General features: G+C 72.4%; 16 protein-coding genes. 12 read left to right on the top strand and 4 right to left on the bottom strand.

Features of this window, described 5'->3' with window-relative positions; genetic code table 11:
* The 3 genes from ACZ37P_RS28200 to argH all read left to right on the top strand — a co-directional run bounded on the left by ACZ37P_RS28200 (position 1) and on the right by argH (position 3,314).
* Positions 1-534: an arginine repressor gene (locus ACZ37P_RS28200; RefSeq protein WP_188280110.1), complete on the top strand. Its 534-nt coding sequence runs from the start codon at positions 1-3 to the stop codon at positions 532-534.
* 114 nt (positions 535-648) lie between these two features.
* Positions 649-1,845 (top strand): argininosuccinate synthase, encoded by a 1,197-nt coding sequence (locus tag ACZ37P_RS28195; protein WP_355332643.1) that lies wholly within the window; start codon positions 649-651, stop codon positions 1,843-1,845.
* Positions 1,842-3,314 (top strand): argininosuccinate lyase, encoded by a 1,473-nt coding sequence (gene argH, locus ACZ37P_RS28190; protein WP_467349181.1) that lies wholly within the window; start codon positions 1,842-1,844, stop codon positions 3,312-3,314. The genes ACZ37P_RS28195 and argH overlap by 4 nt, the downstream gene beginning before the upstream one ends.
* A 262-nt stretch (positions 3,315-3,576) precedes the next feature.
* Here argH and ACZ37P_RS28185 read toward each other — a convergent pair whose 3' ends face one another.
* Positions 3,577-4,245, bottom strand: coding sequence for a lysophospholipid acyltransferase family protein (locus ACZ37P_RS28185; RefSeq protein ID WP_355332639.1), 669 nt, complete (start codon positions 4,243-4,245; stop codon positions 3,577-3,579).
* A gap of 259 nt (positions 4,246-4,504) precedes the next feature.
* On the opposite strand from ACZ37P_RS28185, the gene ACZ37P_RS28180 reads away from it, so the two are divergent.
* The 3 genes from ACZ37P_RS28180 (at position 4,505) to ACZ37P_RS28170 (ending at position 7,084) form a co-directional block, all read left to right on the top strand.
* The gene (locus ACZ37P_RS28180) at positions 4,505-5,701 is read left to right on the top strand and encodes a glycerophosphodiester phosphodiesterase (protein ID WP_467349179.1); all 1,197 of its coding nucleotides are present in this window, start codon (positions 4,505-4,507) and stop codon (positions 5,699-5,701) included.
* Between the two features lie 89 nt (positions 5,702-5,790).
* Positions 5,791-6,372 (top strand): sigma-70 RNA polymerase sigma factor region 4 domain-containing protein, encoded by a 582-nt coding sequence (locus ACZ37P_RS28175; RefSeq protein WP_467349177.1) that lies wholly within the window; start codon positions 5,791-5,793, stop codon positions 6,370-6,372.
* 205 nt (positions 6,373-6,577) lie between these two features.
* On the top strand, positions 6,578-7,084 hold the full coding sequence (locus ACZ37P_RS28170; RefSeq protein WP_355332631.1) for a GNAT family N-acetyltransferase: 507 nt from the start codon (positions 6,578-6,580) through the stop codon (positions 7,082-7,084).
* Positions 7,085-7,113: 29 nt separating this feature from the next.
* On the opposite strand, the gene ACZ37P_RS28165 is transcribed toward ACZ37P_RS28170, so the two are convergent.
* Together ACZ37P_RS28165 and ACZ37P_RS28160 are read right to left on the bottom strand one after the other, a co-directional pair.
* Entirely contained in the window at positions 7,114-7,593 is a 480-nt protein-coding gene (locus ACZ37P_RS28165; protein ID WP_355333557.1) for a hypothetical protein, read from the bottom strand.
* A gap of 67 nt (positions 7,594-7,660) precedes the next feature.
* On the bottom strand, positions 7,661-8,029 hold the full coding sequence (locus ACZ37P_RS28160) for a hypothetical protein (RefSeq protein ID WP_401307017.1): 369 nt from the start codon (positions 8,027-8,029) through the stop codon (positions 7,661-7,663).
* A 471-nt stretch (positions 8,030-8,500) separates the two neighbouring features.
* Between ACZ37P_RS28160 and ACZ37P_RS28155 the strand changes: the two genes are divergently transcribed.
* The 3 genes from ACZ37P_RS28155 to ACZ37P_RS28145 all read left to right on the top strand — a co-directional run bounded on the left by ACZ37P_RS28155 (position 8,501) and on the right by ACZ37P_RS28145 (position 11,254).
* The gene (locus ACZ37P_RS28155) at positions 8,501-9,589 is read left to right on the top strand and encodes a methionine ABC transporter ATP-binding protein (protein WP_391161374.1); all 1,089 of its coding nucleotides are present in this window, start codon (positions 8,501-8,503) and stop codon (positions 9,587-9,589) included.
* Entirely contained in the window at positions 9,586-10,296 is a 711-nt protein-coding gene (locus tag ACZ37P_RS28150; protein WP_355332624.1) for a methionine ABC transporter permease, read from the top strand. Before ACZ37P_RS28155 ends, ACZ37P_RS28150 begins: the two co-directional genes overlap by 4 nt.
* A gap of 106 nt (positions 10,297-10,402) precedes the next feature.
* A complete protein-coding gene (locus tag ACZ37P_RS28145) occupies positions 10,403-11,254 on the top strand; it encodes a MetQ/NlpA family ABC transporter substrate-binding protein (RefSeq protein WP_391126216.1) in 852 nt (283 codons plus the stop codon).
* Positions 11,255-11,295: 41 nt separating this feature from the next.
* On the opposite strand, the gene ACZ37P_RS28140 is transcribed toward ACZ37P_RS28145, so the two are convergent.
* Positions 11,296-12,081, bottom strand: coding sequence for a class I SAM-dependent methyltransferase (locus ACZ37P_RS28140; protein ID WP_355332619.1), 786 nt, complete (start codon positions 12,079-12,081; stop codon positions 11,296-11,298).
* A 185-nt stretch (positions 12,082-12,266) separates the two neighbouring features.
* Here ACZ37P_RS28140 and ACZ37P_RS28135 point away from each other — a divergent pair, with 185 nt between their 5' ends.
* From ACZ37P_RS28135 to cobT, 3 genes are all read left to right on the top strand, one after another.
* Positions 12,267-12,923, top strand: coding sequence for a GNAT family N-acetyltransferase (locus tag ACZ37P_RS28135; protein WP_401307025.1), 657 nt, complete (start codon positions 12,267-12,269; stop codon positions 12,921-12,923).
* A 169-nt stretch (positions 12,924-13,092) separates the two neighbouring features.
* On the top strand, positions 13,093-14,316 hold the full coding sequence (gene cbiE, locus ACZ37P_RS28130) for a precorrin-6y C5,15-methyltransferase (decarboxylating) subunit CbiE (RefSeq protein WP_401307028.1): 1,224 nt from the start codon (positions 13,093-13,095) through the stop codon (positions 14,314-14,316).
* 293 nt (positions 14,317-14,609) lie between these two features.
* Positions 14,610-18,026: a nicotinate-nucleotide--dimethylbenzimidazole phosphoribosyltransferase gene (gene cobT / locus ACZ37P_RS28125; RefSeq protein WP_467349172.1), complete on the top strand. Its 3,417-nt coding sequence runs from the start codon at positions 14,610-14,612 to the stop codon at positions 18,024-18,026.
* Positions 18,027-18,091 lie beyond the last annotated feature (65 nt).

The raw sequence follows: 18,091 nt of genomic DNA, 5'->3' as shown, positions 1-18,091 counted from the left end.
ATGACCGAGGCGCAGCAGCACAACGGCAGCCAGGCCGTACCGCAGACCCGTACCGCGCGGCACCGCAGGATCGTGGACATCCTCGGCCGCCAGCCGGTCAGGTCGCAGAGCCAGCTCGCCAAGCTGCTCGCCGACGACGGGCTGAGCGTCACCCAGGCGACGCTCAGCCGCGACCTCGACGAACTCGGCGCGGTCAAGATCCGCACCAATGACGGCGAACTCATCTACGCCGTCCCCTCCGAGGGCGGCTTCCGCACCCCGCAGGCCCCGCTCGGCGAGTCCGTCAAGGAAGAGCGCATGCGGCGCCTGGCCGCCGAACTCCTCATCTCCGCCGAGGCGTCCGCCAACCTCGTCGTCGTCCGCACCCCGCCCGGCGCCGCCCAGTTCCTCGCCTCCGCCATGGACCAGGCCGAGGTCTACGACATCCTCGGCACCATCGCGGGCGACGACACCGTCGTCCTGATCAGCCGCGACCCGGCCGGCGGCCAGAAACTCGCCGACCACCTGCTCCGTCTCGCCCAGGGCGAGGCATAGCTCCGGTCCGGCCGGTTATACGGTCTCACACCCCCTCTGACCTGCCGCGTTGACGAAGCATACGGTCGAGTGCATACTTATACCAGTCAGCGTATGCATCGTAAGGAGAGCCCCGTGACCGAGCGCGTCGTACTCGCCTACTCCGGCGGTCTGGACACGTCCGTCGCCATCGGCTGGATCGCCGAGGAGACCGGCGCCGAAGTCATCGCGGTCGCGGTGGACGTCGGCCAGGGCGGCGAGGACCTGGACGTCATCCGCAAGCGGGCGCTCGCCTGCGGGGCGGTCGAGGCCGAGGTCGCGGACGCCAAGGACGAGTTCGCCGACGAGTACTGCCTCCCGGCGATCAAGGCCAACGCCCTCTACATGGACCGGTATCCGCTGGTGTCCGCGCTGTCGCGGCCGGCCATCGTGAAGCACCTGGTGGCCGCAGCCAACAAGCACGGCGCCACCACCGTCGCGCACGGCTGCACCGGCAAGGGCAACGACCAGGTGCGGTTCGAGGCGGGCATCTCCTCGCTGGCGCCCGACCTGAGGTGCATCGCGCCGGTCCGCGACTACGCGATGACCCGCGACAAGGCCATCGCCTTCTGCGAGGAGAAGAACCTCCCGATCGCGACCACCAAGAAGTCGCCGTACTCCATCGACCAGAACGTCTTCGGGCGGGCCGTCGAGACCGGCTTCCTGGAGGACATCTGGAACGCGCCGATCGAGGACGTGTACGAGTACACGCAGAATCCGGCCGAGCCGCGCGAGGCCGACGAGGTGGTCATCACCTTCAAGCAGGGCGTCCCGGTGGCCATCGACGGCAAGCCGGTCAGCGTGCTCGAAGCCATCCAGCAGCTCAATGTGCGGGCCGGGGCCCAGGGCATCGGCCGGATCGACATCGTCGAGGACCGGCTGGTCGGCATCAAGTCCCGTGAGATCTACGAGGCGCCGGGCGCCATCGCGCTGATCACGGCGCACCAGGAGCTGGAGAACGTCACCGTCGAGCGCGAACTGGCCCGGTACAAGCGGCAGGTCGAGCAGCGCTGGGGCGAACTGGTCTACGACGGCCTGTGGTTCTCCCCGCTCAAGCGGGCGCTCGACGGCTTCATCGCCGAGGCCAACGAGCACGTCTCCGGCGACATCCGGATGACCATGCACGGCGGCCGGGCCGTCGTCACCGGCCGGAAGTCCGGCGAGTCGCTGTACGACTTCAACCTGGCGACGTACGACACCGGCGACACCTTCGACCAGTCGCTGTCCAAGGGCTTCATCGAGATCTTCGGCATGTCCAGCAAGATCGCCGCGAAGCGGGACCTGACGAAGTGACGGACACGAACACCGGCGGCCCCGGCGGCGGCGACGACAACCTGCGGCTGTGGGGCGGCCGGTTCGCCGACGGCCCCGCCGAGGCGCTGGCCAAGCTCTCCGCCTCCGTGCACTTCGACTTCCGGCTCGCGCCGTACGACATCGCGGGCTCCCGCGCGCACGCCCGGGTGCTGCACCAGGCGGGGCTGCTGACCGCCGACGAGCTGGACCGGATGATCGCCGGACTCGACGCGCTCGAAGCGGACGTGGCCTCCGGCGACTTCGCCGGCACCATCGCCGACGAGGACGTGCACACCGCGCTGGAACGCGGCCTGCTGGAGCGGGTCGGCGCCGACCTCGGCGGCAAGCTGCGGGCCGGACGCTCGCGCAACGACCAGGTCGCCACGCTCTTCCGGATGTACCTGCGCGACCACGCGCGGACCATCGGCGGGCTCATCGCCGACCTCCAGAGCGCGCTGGTCGGCCTCGCCGAGGCGCACCCGGACACCGCGATGCCCGGCCGCACCCACCTCCAGCACGCCCAGCCCGTGCTCTTCGCACACCACGTGCTCGCCCACGTACAGGCGCTGTCACGGGACGCGGAGCGGCTGCGGCAGTGGGACGACCGCACGGCCGTCTCCCCGTACGGGTCCGGCGCGCTCGCCGGGTCCTCGCTCGGCCTGGACCCGGAGGCCGTCGCCAAGGAACTCGGCTTCCAGCACGGCTCGGTGGGCAACTCCATCGACGGCACGGCGTCCCGCGACTTCGCCGCCGAATTCGCCTTCGTCACCGCGATGATCGGTGTCAACCTCTCCCGGATCGCCGAAGAGGTCATCCTGTGGAACACGAAGGAATTCTCCTTCGTGACCCTGCACGACGCCTTCTCCACCGGCTCGTCGATCATGCCGCAGAAGAAGAACCCCGACATCGCGGAGCTGGCGCGCGGCAAGTCCGGACGGCTCATCGGCAACCTCACCGGACTGATGGCCACGCTCAAGGCGCTGCCGCTCGCGTACAACCGCGACCTCCAGGAGGACAAGGAGCCGCTGTTCGACTCCTGCGACCAACTGGAGGTGCTGCTCCCGGCGTTCACCGGCATGATGGCCACGCTCACCGTCCACCGGGAGCGGATGGAGACCCTGGCACCGGCCGGTTTCTCGCTCGCCACCGACATCGCCGAGTGGCTGGTCAAGCAGGGCGTGCCCTTCCGGGTCGCGCACGAGGTCGCGGGGGAGTGCGTCAAGGTCTGCGAGGCCGAGGGCATCGAACTCGACCAGCTCACCGACGAGCAGTTCGCGAAGATCTCCGCGCATCTGACGCCCGAGGTACGCCATGTCCTCGACGTCCCCGGCGCGTTGGCCTCCCGCAACGGACGCGGCGGCACGGCGCCTTCCGCCGTCGCCGTACAACTCGCCGAGATCAAGGCGGATCTGACGGTGCAGCACACCTGGGCGCACGCCTGGGACGGGGCGGACGGCGACGCCGTCTAATCGCGGTACTGGGCGGCTCGGTGAAACGCGGGCCGATCGGTTTGGTGTTGGGGTCCCGCGCGGCCAGTCCGTTCAGGATGGTGTCGTCGGTCGAGGCCGAGTCGACCTGGCCGGGCTGCATCAGCATCAGGCAGTCCGTCCAGTCGTCGACGCCCGCGATCAGCCGTCCGCGGCGAGCCGCCGAACGGCCACCGCCAGCCGCGTAACCGGCCCCCGTGAACCCGCCATGTCACGGCGGGCGCCGGGCGCGGCCCCCGCCCTATCAGGCGGCCTTGGCCTTCGTCGCGTAGATGTCCACGTACTCCTGGCCGCCGAGCCGCATGACCTCGCTCATGACCTCGTCGGTCAGGGCGCGCAGCACATAGCGATCGCGGTCCATGCCCTCGTAACGGGAGAAGGTCAGCGGGGAGCCGAAGCGGATGGTGACCGGGGCGATCCGGGGCATCCCCTTGCCGCCGGGCTGCACCTTGTCGGTGCCGACCATCGCGAAGGGCACCACCGGGGCGCCGGTCATCAGGGCCAACCGGGCGATTCCGGTCCGGCCGCGGTACAGACGGCCATCGGGGGAACGGGTGCCCTCGGGGTAGATGCCGAAGATCTTGCCCTCGTCCAGCACGCGGCGGCCGGTCATCAGCGCCGCGACACCGCCGTGGCCGCCGTCCCGGTCCACCGGGATCATGCCGCAGGTGGTGAAGAACCAGGCCATCAGCCGGCCCTTGACGCCCTTGCCCGTCACGTACTCGTCCTTGCCGATGAAGTACACCTGCCGGTCCACCACCAGCGACAGGAACATCGAGTCCACGAAGGTGACGTGATTCCCGGCCAGGATCACCGGACCGTCACCGGGGATGCCGTCCACGCCCTCGACCACGGGGCGGTACAGGACGCGCATGAGCACTCCGAGAATCGCCTTGAGCAAGCTGCGGGACATGCGGGACAACGGATCCTCCGGTTCGGACACGCCTGGGCGGGACGGACGGCGGCGGTGCTGCGATGTCGCGGTACGACGGCAGCCTGACCGCAGGACCGGCGGGACCGCGGGACGCCGCACCGTACACAAGGACGATACTTCCGCGCGGGGCCCCGCCGCACGCCGGGTTCACACGTCCGCTACGCAGTGTTGACACGCGTTAGGTGTGTGTTACGGCTGATGTCGACGGGGCGACAGACTTTCACGGCACGATGCGCGCATGACGGATGACCAGCACAAGACCGGCCTCGGCAGGCGCGCTGTCCTGTCCGCGGCGGCACTCGGCGCGGGCGGCGCGGTACTCGGCACGGCCGGTACGGCGCAGGCCCGGGAACAGTCCACCGCCCGGCCCCGGCACGGCGCCCCCGGCCACGGCGGCGCGCCCAAGCTGCCGGTCCCGACCATCGTCGGGCACCGCGGCAGCGCCGGATACCGGCCCGAGCACACCTTCGGCTCCTACGAGTACGCGCTGGAGATCGGCGCGGACGTCGTCGAGCAGGACGTCGTACCCACCAGGGACGGCCACCTCGTCTGCCGCCACGAGCCGGAGATCGGCGGCACCACCGACGTCGCCGACCACCCGGAGTTCGCCGGCCGCAAAACCACCAAGACCATCGACGGCACCCCCACCACCGGCTGGTTCACCGAGGACTTCACCCTCGCCGAACTCAAGCGGCTGCGCGCCGTCGAACGGCTGCCCGCCGTCCGCCAGCGCAACACCGTCTACAACGGCCGCTGGGCGATCCCCACCTTCGAGGAGGTGCTGGCCTGGGCCGACCGCGAGGGCCGCAAGCGCGGCAAGCCGGTCTGGCTGCACACCGAGACCAAGCACCCCACGTACTTCCGCGGGATCGGCCTGCCGCTGGAGGAGCGGCTGATCAAGCTGCTCAAGCAGTACGGCAGGCACCGCGCCGACGCCCCGCAGTTCCTCCAGTCCTTCGAGGCGCAGAGCCTCCAGCGGCTCGGCGCGCTCGGCGGCGCCGCGCCCAAGATCTTCCTGCTCAACGGCCTCACCTCGCGGCCCTGGGACTTCGTCGTCTCCGGCGACAAGCGGACCGTGGCCGACCTCGTCACCCCGGCCGGCCTGCGCTGGATCGCCGGATTCGCCCAGGGCATCGGCCCGACCACCGACGTGATCATCCCGCGCGACGCCTCGGGCAGGCTGCTCCGGCCCACCGCCGTCGTCAAGGACGCGCACAAGGCCGGTCTGGTGCTGCACCCCTTCACCGCGCGCAACGAGAACCAGTTCCTGCCCGCCGACTTCCAGGTCGGCACGGACCCCAACGCGTACGGCGACCCGCTGGCCGCCTTCAAGACGTGGTTCGCGACCGGCATCGACGGCCTGTTCACCGACAACGCCGACACCGCCGTACTGGCCCGCGAGGACTTCTGGACGTCCCGAACCCCGACGTCCTGAACCGCCACCGCCACTCCATGTGGTGAAAACGGCCGCGCCGGGCAACCGTCCGGCGCGGCCGTCTCGTGCCAGCGGATATGCAGATCCCCATGGACCACCCCGACCTGTCCGCGGCCCCGCACGCCGACGACCGCGCCCGCCGTCCCGCGGACGCCCCCGCGGACCCCTACGCGCCGCTCGGGCCGCTGCTGGCCGCCGAGGCCGCGGCCGAGGCGCTGGCCGGCGGCGGTGTCGAGGCCGCCGACCTCGAACAGGCCGTCTGGCTGCGGCTGCTGGAACTGGGCGGCCCGCCGCCCGAGCCGGACCGCTGGGTGCGCCGCGCGGTCCGCGCCGAGGCCCGCGCCCACGCCCGCCGCATCCGCAGCGAACGCCCGTACGGGGACCCGGACGCCGCGGGCCCGCCCGCGCAGGTGCGCGGGGTCGAGGAGTTGGTGCTGGCGGCGGAGCAACACCGTACGGTCCAGGCCGCGGTACGGCGGCTGCCCGGCCGCTGCCCGCAGGTCGTCACGGCCCTGATGTCCCGTTCCGACCCCACTTACCGGGAAATCTCCCGCGAGTTGGGAATCTCACAGGGCAGCATCGGACCGCTGAGGTCGCGCTGCCTCGGCTGTCTTCGGACGATCCTGAATTCGAGGGTTGGATCCCCGGTGAGACGGGGTAATGCACGGTAAACAGTCGGCGGCAGTGGGCACCCTTGGCGCGCCCGTACGAGACTGAACTGGGTGGGGCGCAGGCGGTACCCCACCGAAGGGTTTGTGCGATCATCGGCGCCACGGAGGCGGCGCATATCCGCACCAACTCCGTTCAGGCACTCGTTCCGGGCGCATACCTCACCCTCAAACTGCCCGGACGGATTCGAAGGGGAGGCCTGCGCGCATGGGCATGAGCGTGACCATCTCTACGGCGGAGCACTCGGACGCCGAGAAGATCCTCAAACTCCAGTACCTCTGCTACCAGAGCGAGGCGGAGCTGTACGGCGACTACAGCATCGAACCTCTCACCCAGACCCTGGACGAGCTGCGTGCCGAACTCGCCGGGGGGTGCGTCCTGGTGGCGCGCCTGGGCGACGAGGTCGTCGGCTCGGTACGCGGAGTCGTCGACGACGACGGCACCGCGCGGATCGGGAAACTGATCGTCCACCCGCGACTTCAACGACACGGCCTCGGCGGGCGGCTGCTCAACGCCGTCGAGGAGCGACTGGCGGCCGAGGAGGAGGCCAAGCGCTACCGGCTCTTCACCGGCCACCGCAGCCAGGTCAATCTGCGGATGTACCGCAAGCTCGGTTACGAGCAGGTGGGCGCCGCGGAGCCGGTCAGCCGTCGGCTGAGCCTGGTGACCATGGAGAAGGCCGCCGCCACGGCGGGCTACGCGGCCACCGCCTGAGCCGCGATCCACGGCGCCTCGCGTACGGATCAGGCCCCGGACCCGGTCTGCTGTTCCTGTGGCCGCCCCGCCTCGCGGGCGGCACGGCGCAGCCACAGCAGACCGGCCACGGGGAGGGCCAGCGGCAGGAAGAGGTAGCCGATCCCGAAGTCCGACCAGACGGTCGCGTCGGGGAAGGCCGAGGAGTCCACGACCGTCAGGGTGCCCACCGCGATCACACCGGCCAGCTCGGCCGAGCAGCACACCAGCGCCACCTTGCGGGCCGCCTCGCCGCCCTTCCACAGCGCGACGGTGATCACCGCGTAGACCACGCCCGCGACGCCCGACAGGACGTACGCCAGCGGTGCCTCGTGGTATTTGGTCGCGATCTGCACGATCGACCGGGACAGCGCCGCGACGGTGAAGACCGCGTAGAGCGAGAGCAGCAGCCGGCCGGGGCCCTGGCCGATCCGCGTCCCCGGCGCGTCCTGGGCCGCCTCGGCGGCGGTGCCGTCCCCCGTGTCCTTCATGCCGTCCGTGCCCTTCGTCAGCGTCTTCGTCCGTGCCCGTGCCCGTGCGCGTGTCGCGCGTGTGCCGTCAGCCATGGCCGGCTCCCCAGATCTCGTTGAGCCGCAGTTCGAGCACGGCCAGCACCACACCGCCGGCCGCCACGATCGCCGAGCCCCAACGCGTCCGCTCGGCAAGGGACATGAAGGCCGCCGCCGGGATCGTCACGGCCGCGCCCAGCAGATACGGGAGGAAGACCGCCATCCCGTGCTGCGGCCGGTCGCCGCGGGCGAGCTGCACGATCGCGATCACGAGCTGCACCAGCGCGGCCGCGGTGACCACGGCCATCGCGATGAAGTGCCAGTCGTTGGTCGGCTGGTCACGGTACGCGGCGAAACCGCACCACGCCGCGAGCAGCAGCGCCGTGACCGAGACCGTGATGAGGACCGCGTCGAGCATGCGGCGACTCTATTACGGGGCGTGACGCCCGGATCTCCCACCCCTGCCCGCCCGGATCTCCCACCCCTGCCCGCAGGGATCTCCCGCCCCCGCCCGCCCGGCCGCCCGCCGGGGCGGCCCCGTGAGTGTGTCCGCATAATGAACAATCGGACCGGATTTCGGAACGCGGCCACCCGTCTGGTTTACTGGAACGCATGACCACGACGAACAGCCGCAGCCGCGCGACCGAGGCGATCACGCCCGGTGTTCGTTGTGCGTGTCGAATGTGTGACTGACCGAGGGCCCACCTCCACGCCTCGCGCCCCGAAGCGAGTGCCCCGCGTCACGCACCGGCGCAGCGCCCAGAGCGCCGCCGACATCCTTTGAGGCCCGCCGCCCTTTCCGGTGTGCCGCCGCGTGCCGCGTCCCGAGAAGAACGCCCCCGTGTGCGGTGGTACGTCCGCCGCGCGCTCGACCCCGATGGACGCTCCTGTGATCACCACCACCGACCTGAGAAAGGTCTACCGCTCGCGCGACCGTGAGGTCACCGCCCTGGACGGGGTGGACCTGCGGGTACGCGAAGGCGAGGTCTACGGCGTCGTCGGCCGCAGCGGCGCGGGCAAGAGCACCCTGATCCGCTGCGTGAACCTGCTGGAGCGCCCCACCTCCGGCACCGTCGAGGTGGCGGGCCGCGACCTGACCGCGCTGGCCGGACGCTCCGACCGCGCCCCCGCCGCCCTGCGCGCCGCCCGCGCCGGGATCGGCATGGTCTTCCAGCACTTCAATCTGCTCTCCTCGCGCACCGTGCAGGACAACGTCGAACTCCCGCTGGAGATCCTGGGGATCTCCGGCCGCCAGCGGGCCCGCAAGGCCGGTGAACTCCTCGACCTGGTCGGCCTGTCCGACAAGGCCCGCGCCTACCCCGCGCAGCTGTCCGGCGGCCAGAAGCAGCGCGTCGGCATCGCCCGCGCCCTGGCGGGCGACCCCAAGGTGCTGCTCTCCGACGAAGCCACCTCGGCGCTCGACCCGGAGACCACCCGGTCAGTGCTGCGACTGCTGCGCGACCTCAACCGGCAGCTCGGCCTGACCGTCCTGCTGATCACCCACGAGATGGACGTCGTCAAGCAGGTCTGCGACTCGGCGGCGCTCATGAAAGGCGGACGCGTAGTGGAGTCAGGCACCGTGGCCGAACTGCTGGCCACCCCCGGTTCCGAACTGGCCGACGAGCTGTTCCCCGTGGACGGCGACGCCTCGGGCCCCGACCGTACGGTGGTCGACCTCACCTTCCACGGCGACAGCGCGACCCGGCCGGTGATCTCCCGGCTGGCGCGCACGTACAACGTGGACATCTCCATCCTCGGCGCGGCCATGGAGACCTACGACGGGCGGCAGATCGGCCGGATGCGGATCGAGCTGCCGGGCCGCTTCGAGGACAACGTGGTGCCGATCGGCTACCTGCGCGAGCAGGGCCTGGACGTCGCCGTCGTCGCCGCCAAGGCCGAGCCGGTCGCGGCAGGAGACACGGCGGGGAACACGGCGGGGGAGAAGGCCGGGAACACGGTCGGGGAGACGGCGAAGTGACCTGGTCCGAGATGCACCCGCTGCTCACGCAGGCGGGTGGCGAGACGCTGCGCATGGTCGCCTGGGCCACGGTCATATCGGTGGCCGCGGGGCTGCCGATCGGTGTCCTGCTGGTCCTCACCGACCGGGGCGGCCTGCTGCGCTGTCTGCCCGTCAACCGCGTCCTCGGCGTCGTCGTGAACATCGGCAGGTCGCTGCCGTTCGTGATCCTGATGATCGCCCTGATGTCCTTCACCCGGGCGATCGTCGGCACCACCATCGGCTGGGAGGCGGCCGTCGTCCCGCTGGCCGTCGGCGCGATCCCGTTCTTCGCCCGGCTGGTCGAGACGGCGGTCCGCGAGGTGGACCACGGCCTGGTGGAGGCCGTCCAGGCGATGGGCGGCAGTACGTGGACGGTGGTCCGCAAGGTGCTGCTGCCGGAGTCGCTCGCCTCACTGATCGCCAGCGCCACCACCACCGTCATCGCGCTGATCGGCTACTCCGCGATGGCCGGGGTGGTCGGCGGCGGCGGCCTCGGCGACCTCGCGCTGCGCTACGGCTACCAGCGCTTCGAGACCGGCTTCATGTGGGTGATCGTCGCCGTGCTCGTCGTCGTGGTCACCCTCGTCCAGCTCGTCGGGGACTTCGCCGCCCGCACCGTCGCCCGCCGCGGCCGGTCCGGCGCGGCCCCCCGGCTGCGCCTGCTGCGCCCGGCGACAGCCTCCTGACCGCCCGACTCTCCCGTCCCGACCCGCTTCTGTCCCCCTGGCACCGCAGCGTCGCGGCGCCGTACCACCCAGCACGACCCGGATAAACCAGAAAGAGGCACTTTTCGTGCGAAAGAACACCACCATCACCGCCGCCGTCCTCGCCGCCGCCGCGCTCTCGCTCGGCCTCACCGCCTGCGGCTCCGACTCCGACTCCAAGGCGAGCGCCAAGGACACCAGCGGCCCGCTCGTGGTCGCGGCCAGCCCCACCCCGCACGCGCAGATCCTCGACTACGTCAAGGACCACCTGGCGAAGAAGGCCGGACTCGACCTCCAGGTCAAGGAGTTCTCCGACTACGTGCTGCCCAACACCGCCACCGAGCAGGGCGAGGTCGGCGCGAACTTCTTCCAGCACAAGCCCTACCTGGACGACTTCAACAAGAAGAACGGCACCCACATCGTGCCCGTCGTCAACGTCGAGCTGGAGCCGCTGGGCCTGTACTCCCACAAGATCACGTCGATCGGCGCGCTCAAGGACGGCGCGAGCGTCGCCGTACCGAACGACACGACGAACGAGGCACGCGCGCTCAAGCTGCTCGCCGACAACGGCCTGATCACCCTCAAGGCGGGCACCGACCAGACCGCGACCCCCGCCGACGTCACGGCCAACCCGAAGCACCTGAAGTTCAAGGAGCTGGAGGCCGCCCAGCTCCCGCGCTCCCTGGACGACGTGGACGCGGGCGTGATCAACGGCAACTACGCGATCCAGGCCGATCTCAGCCCGGCCAAGGACGCGCTGGCGCTGGAGAAGGCGGACGGGAACCCGTACGCCAACTTCCTGGCCGTCAAGAAGGGCAACGAGAACGACCCGCGCGTGAAGAAGCTCGCGGAACTGCTCAACTCGCCCGAGGTGAAGCAGTACATCGAGACGACCTTCAAGGGCTCGGTGATACCGGCCTTCGGCGCCCCGGCGGCCTGACCGCCGCGCACGGGCCCCGCTCCCCCCGAGGGCGCGGGGCCTCAGCCGTGCCGCACCCAGTACACGTCCGTCACGTACGGCATCTCGATTGCGCCGCTGCTGCGCGTCGCGTGGTGCGCCCCCAGCACCGCCTCCAACTCCGCGCGCACCCGCCCCTGGGCGGTCGCGTCGAGGACGGCGATATGGCTGGACGACATCATCCGGTCGACGATGTCCGCGACCGTCGTGGAGTGCGGATTGGGCCAGTGCCGCTCCTCGATCGCCCCCCAGCCGGGCCGCGACTCGAACGGCTTGCGCCAGCCCGCGTCGCCGAGGCCGGAGGACAGCGGCGGGCGGGGCAGATCGCGCGGCGCCAGCCGGAAGTAGATGTCCTGGAAGTCGCGCATCCACGGCTCCGAGGTGTCGAAGGTGTTCCACACCAGCGCCAGCGCGCCGCCCGGCCGCAGCAGCCGCTCCACCTCGGTCAGCGCGGCCGGCTCCTCGAACCAGTGCCAGGACTGCGCCGCCACCACGGCGTCCGCGCAGCCGTCGGGCAGCCCCGTCGTCTCCGCCGTCCCCGCGTTCACCGCGACCGCGGGCAGCAGCTCGGCGAGCCGCTCCCGCATCTCCTTCACCGGCTCCACCGCGAGCACCTCGGCCCCGGTCAGTGCCAGCAGACGGGTGAACTTCCCGGTGCCCGCGCCGAGATCGACCACGGTACGGCCCGCTTCCAGGGGCAACGCGTCCGCCAGCGCGGCGAGCGCGGCGAGCGGATAGGAGGGCCGGGAGCTCTCGTAGACCTCCGCTGCCCGTTGATAGCCGACTCCTGCTGCGTGGTGCACTGTCACGCGGGCTGACGGTAGCAGGATCGGATGACGTTCACGGATACCCGCCCTGACCGGCATTCGCCCTACTCTGGAAGGGCGTTCGCCGCCGCGCACCCCACTCCCGCCCCGGCGACCCTGCCCGGCCCATGCCGTGCGGGATGCTGCATGCTGTGCAATCCACACATGCCCTGGTTACGGAGCAGCGAATGACGCCCACCTTTCCGGACATCTCCATCAGTACGGAGCGGCTGGTGCTGCGCGCGTACGAGGAGGCCGACATCCCCGCCCTGGCGGAGATGATGAACGACGAGCTGATCATCGCGTGGACCGGCGTACCGCAGCCGTATTCGCAGGACGACGCCCGCGCGTTCGTCACCAGGACCGCGCCGGCCGAGCGCGAGTCCGGCCGCGGCATCGTCCTGGCCGTCACCGAATTCCTCACCCAGCGGCTGGTCGGCACCGTCCACCTGCACAACACCGACTGGCGGATCCGCGGCAGCGAGGTGGGCTACCTCACCGCCGCCTGGGCGCGCGGCGAGGGATACGCCAGCGAATCGGTGCAGGCCGTCTGCCACTGGCTCTTCACCGACCAGCGCTTCGAACGGCTGGAGTTGCGCACCGCGGCCGACAACACCGCCTCCCAGCAGGTCGCGCAGAAGATCGGCTGCGTCAGCGAGGGCGTACTGCGCAACGCGGGCATCGTCCGCAGCCAGACCGAAGACGGCCGCTGGGCCGAGATCCGCACCGACCTGCTGGTGTGGAGCGTGCTGCCCGAGGACCTGGACGAGGGTCCGGGCCAGGCTTCCGGCGACGGCGGATACGACGCCCACGCCGACTTCAGCGCGTACGCCGACTGGCGCTGAGCCCTCCCGCCCACCGGCTCCGAGGACGCCGTGGCGGATACCTGCCCCCTCGCCTCGTCCCCCGGCACCCGGGCCCGGATAGTGTTCTCCCCCCGGGACCGGGGCGCGCCACGCCGCCGTGCCGTGACCTGGTCCGCAGCGATCCGCACAGCCATGGAGGCAGACGACGATGGCCGACCGGGTCACCGTGATCGGATGGGACGGCTCACCTCCGTCCGACGCGGCCCGCGCCGCACTGAACGCCGCCACCCTGGTCGCGGGCACCAAACACCATCTCGCGCTGTCGCACGTCCCCGAGCACGCCGAGCGGATCGTGCTGGGCAGCATCGAGATCGCCGCCCGCAGGATCGCCAAGCACCGCGGCAGCGCCGTCGTACTCGCCGACGGCGACCCCGGCTTCTTCGGCGTCGTCCGCGCGCTGCGGGCGCCGGAACACGGCCTGGAGATCGAGGTCATCCCCGGCGTCTCCGCCGTCGCCACCGCCTTCGCCCGCGCCGGAATGCCCTGGGACGACGCCCGCGTGGTCGTCGCGCACGGCCGCTCCCTGCGCCGCGCGGTCAACGTCTGCCGCGCCTACCCGAAGGTCGCCGTGCTCACCGCGCCCGGCGCGGGCCCGGTCGAACTCTCCCTGCTGCTCACCGGAGTCCACCGCACCTTCGTCATCTGCGAAGCGCTCGGCACCGAGCAGGAACAGGTGACAGTTCTCACCTCCGACAACGTCGCCGACCACATCTGGCGCGATCCGAACGTCGTCCTGGTCGTCGGCGGCACCACCTCCGCCGGTTCGGGAGCGGCCGGTCTCGGCGTACCGTCGGCGGAGCGCGGCGGCTGGATCGCCGGGCGCGACCCCGGATTTCCCGGCCCGGTCCGCGGCTGGGCGCTGCCCTCGTCCGAATACGGCGGCGACACCTCGGCGCACTTGCGCGCCTTCCAACTCGCCCGGCTCGGCCCGCGCACCGGCGACCTCGTGTGGGACATCGGCTCCGCGGACGGCGCCGTCGCCGTCGAGGCCGCGCGCTTCGGCGCCGCCGTCATCGCCGTCGACCGGGACGCCGACGCGTGCGACTGGATCACCGCCACCGGCCGCAGGGCCGGGGTCCAACTCCAGGTCGTACACGGCCCGGCGCCCCAGGTGCTGGACGACCTTCCGGAGCCCGACGCGGTACGGATCGGGTGCGTCGACGCCGAGGTGACGGCCGCCTGCGCGGCCCGCCGCCCGGAGCGGATCGTGACCGGCGCGACCACCCGCGACGAGGCCGAAGCGGTCAGCAGGGCACTGGAGGAAGGCGGTTACGAGGTGGAACGCGCTCTCCTGCAATCCGTCGAACTGGATTCCGAGTGGGCCGAGCGGGAACGCTCGGTGACCTTTGCCCTCTGCGGCACGCGCCGCTGATCTGTGCATGATCAAAAACGCCTGCACAGAAGGCGTTTGCGCCGGTCGCGGACGGGTGTCGGGGCATCGTACGCGGGGCGTCCCGAGGTGCGGACCACCGGACGGGCCGCCGCGCCGAGCGGGGTAGGCTGGCGGATCGTTGTGCCGTCGTCGTGCGTTGACGGGTCGTCGAGAACCGCGGCGTCCGGCGCTCACGTGCCCGCTGCTCCGCACGCTCGTTCTCTTGCGTGAGGGGGTCGGGCCGCGCGCGGTGCAGCGCTGGAAGGAGCGAAACCGATGGGCGAGGGGCACGCATGACGGACACCGGTCGGATCCCCGGCGAGGGGCTGCCGGAGAACGCAGTCGGGGAAGCGGTTCGCCAGCCGCACTCCGAGCTTCCCGGCGCTGCCGTACCGCAGCCGTCCGTCCCCGGCTGGGGCGCGGAACCGCTTCCCGACGAACAGGGCGCACCCGCGTACACCTACCTCGACCAGCCCGCCGCTCCCGGCGCGGGCATCGACGACGAGGACGACGTGCTGCTCATGCCGGGCCCGCAGGGGTCCTGGAGCGACCCGCAGCCGGTGCCGCCGCAGCCCGTACCGGCCCAGGCCGACGCGCACGAGGCGGGCGGCCGGGACTCCGGCTCCATCGACTACGCGGCGGTGCTCGCGCCGCAGCCGCTCCCGCAGGGCCAGCCCCAGGACGTCCAGCAGGCCGCCCAGCAGGGCGGCGATGCGCTGCCCCCGGCCGTGCCGCCCGTGGCCGAGGCCGCGACGCCCGCCGCGGGGAATCCGGCGCCCGGCTACGGCTTCGACACCGGTACCGAGCACGCGGCCCCGGCCGCCGAGTTCGCCGGCCCCGGCGACACGGGCGCGGTCCCGATGCCGTCTGCCGGTGTGCCGCAGCCGGCCGGCGCCCAGACCGCCCAGACCGCCGCGCCGCGCCGCCCGCTGCACATGGGCCCGCCGATGCCCGACAGCATCGGCGGGGGCGTCTCCGTACGCTCCCTGGCCGACCGCGGGCCCGCGCACGCCCAGGCACCGGCGCAGACCCCGGTACGGGCCTCGGGCCCGCCGACCTCCGGCCCCGAATACCTCGACGTGCCGCAGGACGACACCTCCGGCATCCCGGCCCAGCAGACCGGCGAGGCCGCGGACCGGACTCCCGCCTCCGGTACGGCGGGCGCCGAGCAGGTCGGCGGCTGGCCCGCCGCCCCCGCCGCCTCCCAGCCGTCGCTGATCCCGCACGCCGACAGCGTCGTCCCGCCGCGGCCCGCCGACCCGTTGCGCGCGTTCCTCGCGCCCGACGACGCGCCGGAGGAGACCGCGGCTCCGGCCGCCGCCGCCCCGGTCGCCGCCGTCCCGGCCCAGGCCCCGGCGCCGGTGGCCGTCCCCGAACCCGCCGCGCAGCCCGAACTCGCCGCGCAGCCCGAACTCGCCGCGCAGCCCGTGGCCGTCGAGCCGGTCCGGCCCGTGCCGCCCGCTCAGCCCGCCGCAGCCGAGTACGCGCCCGCTCCCGAGCAGGCCGCGCCCGCGGCCCCGGTCGAGCAGGAGGCGCCGCACGTCGCGCCCGAGGAGCAGCCGTCGGCGGCCGTACAGGCTCCGGCGCCGCTGCCCGAGGCCGTACCGGTGGAAGCGGCACCGGCCGAGGCCGCGCCCGTGGAAGCCGTACCCGTGGAGGCCGTCCAGCAGACGCCCGCCGAGGGGACGCCCGCGCCCGCCGCGGCCGAGCCGGTCGCCGTGCCGGAACCGGCGGACGTACCGGAACAGGCCGCTGCTCCGGCGCAGTCGGCCGAGACCGCGCCCGAGGCGACTCCCGAAGCCGAGGCCGCGCCCGTGGAGGCCGTACCCGAGGCCGCCCCCGAGGCCGTCGTCGCGGAGCCGGTCGTCGCGGAGCCCGTCGCCCCCGAGCCCGTCGCACCCGAGCCGGTCGCCGCCGCTGTCGCCGAGGCCGAAGAGGCCCAGCCGCTGCCGGTCGCGGTCGCCCCGCAGCAGGGGCCCGCGGCGGAGGCGTACGAGCCCGCCGTCCGGGACGCCGTGCACCGGGTGATCCGCGAACGGCGAGACATCCGCAACGGCTTCCGGTCCGACCCGATCCCGCACGACGTGCTGCTGCGCGTCCTGGAGGCGGCGCACACCGCGCCCAGCGTCGGGCACTCGCAGCCGTGGGACTTCGTCGTCATCAGGTCGGCGAAGACCCGCGAGAAGATGCACGAACTGGCCATGCAGCAGCGGGAGGCGTACGCCAAGTCGCTCCCCAAGGGCCGGGCGCGGCAGTTCCGCGAGCTGAAGATCGAGGCGATCCTCGACACCCCGGTCAACATTGTGGTGACCGCCGACCCCACCCGCGGCGGTCGGCACACCCTCGGCCGCCACACGCAGCCGCAGATGGCGCCGTACTCCTCCGCGCTCGCCGTGGAGAACCTGTGGCTCGCCGCCCGCGCGGAAGGACTCGGCGTCGGCTGGGTCTCCTTCTTCGACGAGCGCCAGATGGTCACCGAGCTCGGCCTGCCCGAGCACCTGGAGGTCGTCGCCTACCTGTGCGTCGGGTACGTCGACGAATTCCCCGACGAGCCTGAGCTGATGCAGGCCGGGTGGTCGCAGCGCCGCCCGCTGTCGTGGGTCGTGCACGACGAGGAGTACGGCAACCGCGCGCTGCCTGGCGAGGAGCCGCACGACCTGCTGGAAGAGACGCTGCGCGGCATCCGCCCGCTGGACGCCAAGGCGCTCGGCGAGGCGTGGGAGCGGCAGAAGCGGATGACGAAACCGGCGGGCGCGCTGGGCATGCTGGAGATCATCTCCGCGCAGCTCAGCGGGCTTTCGCGGCAGTGCCCGCCGCCGATTCCCGAGCCCGCGGCCGTGGCGATCTTCGCCGGTGACCACGGGGTGCACGCCCAGGGCGTCACCGCGTGGCCGCAGGAGGTCACCGCGCAGATGGTGGCCAACTTCCTCGGCGGCGGCGCCGTCTGCAACGCCTTCGCCAACCAGGTCGGCGCCGAGGTCTGCGTCGTGGACGTCGGCGTCGCCTCCGAACTGCCCAGCACCCCGGGGCTGTTGCCGCGCAAGGTCCGCGCGGGCACCGCCGACTTCACCGCAGGGCCCGCGATGACCCGCGAAGAGGCGCTGCGCGCCATCGAGGTCGGCATCGAGACCGCCCGCGACCTCGTCGCCGCGGGCAACAAGGCGCTGCTCACCGGCGAGATGGGCATCGCGAACACCACGACGTCCGCCGCCCTCATCGCCGTCTACACCGGCGTCGACCCCGCCGAGGTCACCGGGCGCGGCACCGGCATCAACGACGAGATGCACGCCCGCAAGGTCGAGGTCGTCCGGCGCGCCCTCGACCTGCACCGGCCCGACCCCGGCGACCCCATCGGCGTCCTCACCGCCATCGGCGGTCTCGAACACGCCGCCATGGTCGGGCTCCTGCTCGGCGCCGCGGCCCTCCGTACCCCCGTCATCCTCGACGGCGTCAGCGCCGGTGCCGCCGCCCTGGTCGCTCGCGCCATCGCCCCCGAGGTGCTCGCCGCCTGCATCGCCGGGCACCGCAGCGCCGAGCCCGGTCATGTCGCCGCGCTCACCACGCTGGGGCTGCGGCCCCTCGTCGACCTCGACCTCCGCCTCGGCGAAGGCACCGGGGCCTTGCTCGCGCTGCCCCTCGTCCAGAGCGCGGCGCGCGTCATGCACGAAGTCGCCACCTTCGACGCGGCGGGCGTCACCGAGAAGGGGTAGCCCCCGCACGGGGTGCCGCCGCCTGAAGCTCAGGCCCTCACCGGGCCCTGCTCCTCCTCCCCGGA

This window comes from Streptomyces sp. NPDC024632 (assembly GCF_055559175.1).
The sequence above is the reverse complement of the archived record's forward strand: the minus strand, read 5'-3'. Positions and strand labels throughout refer to the sequence as shown.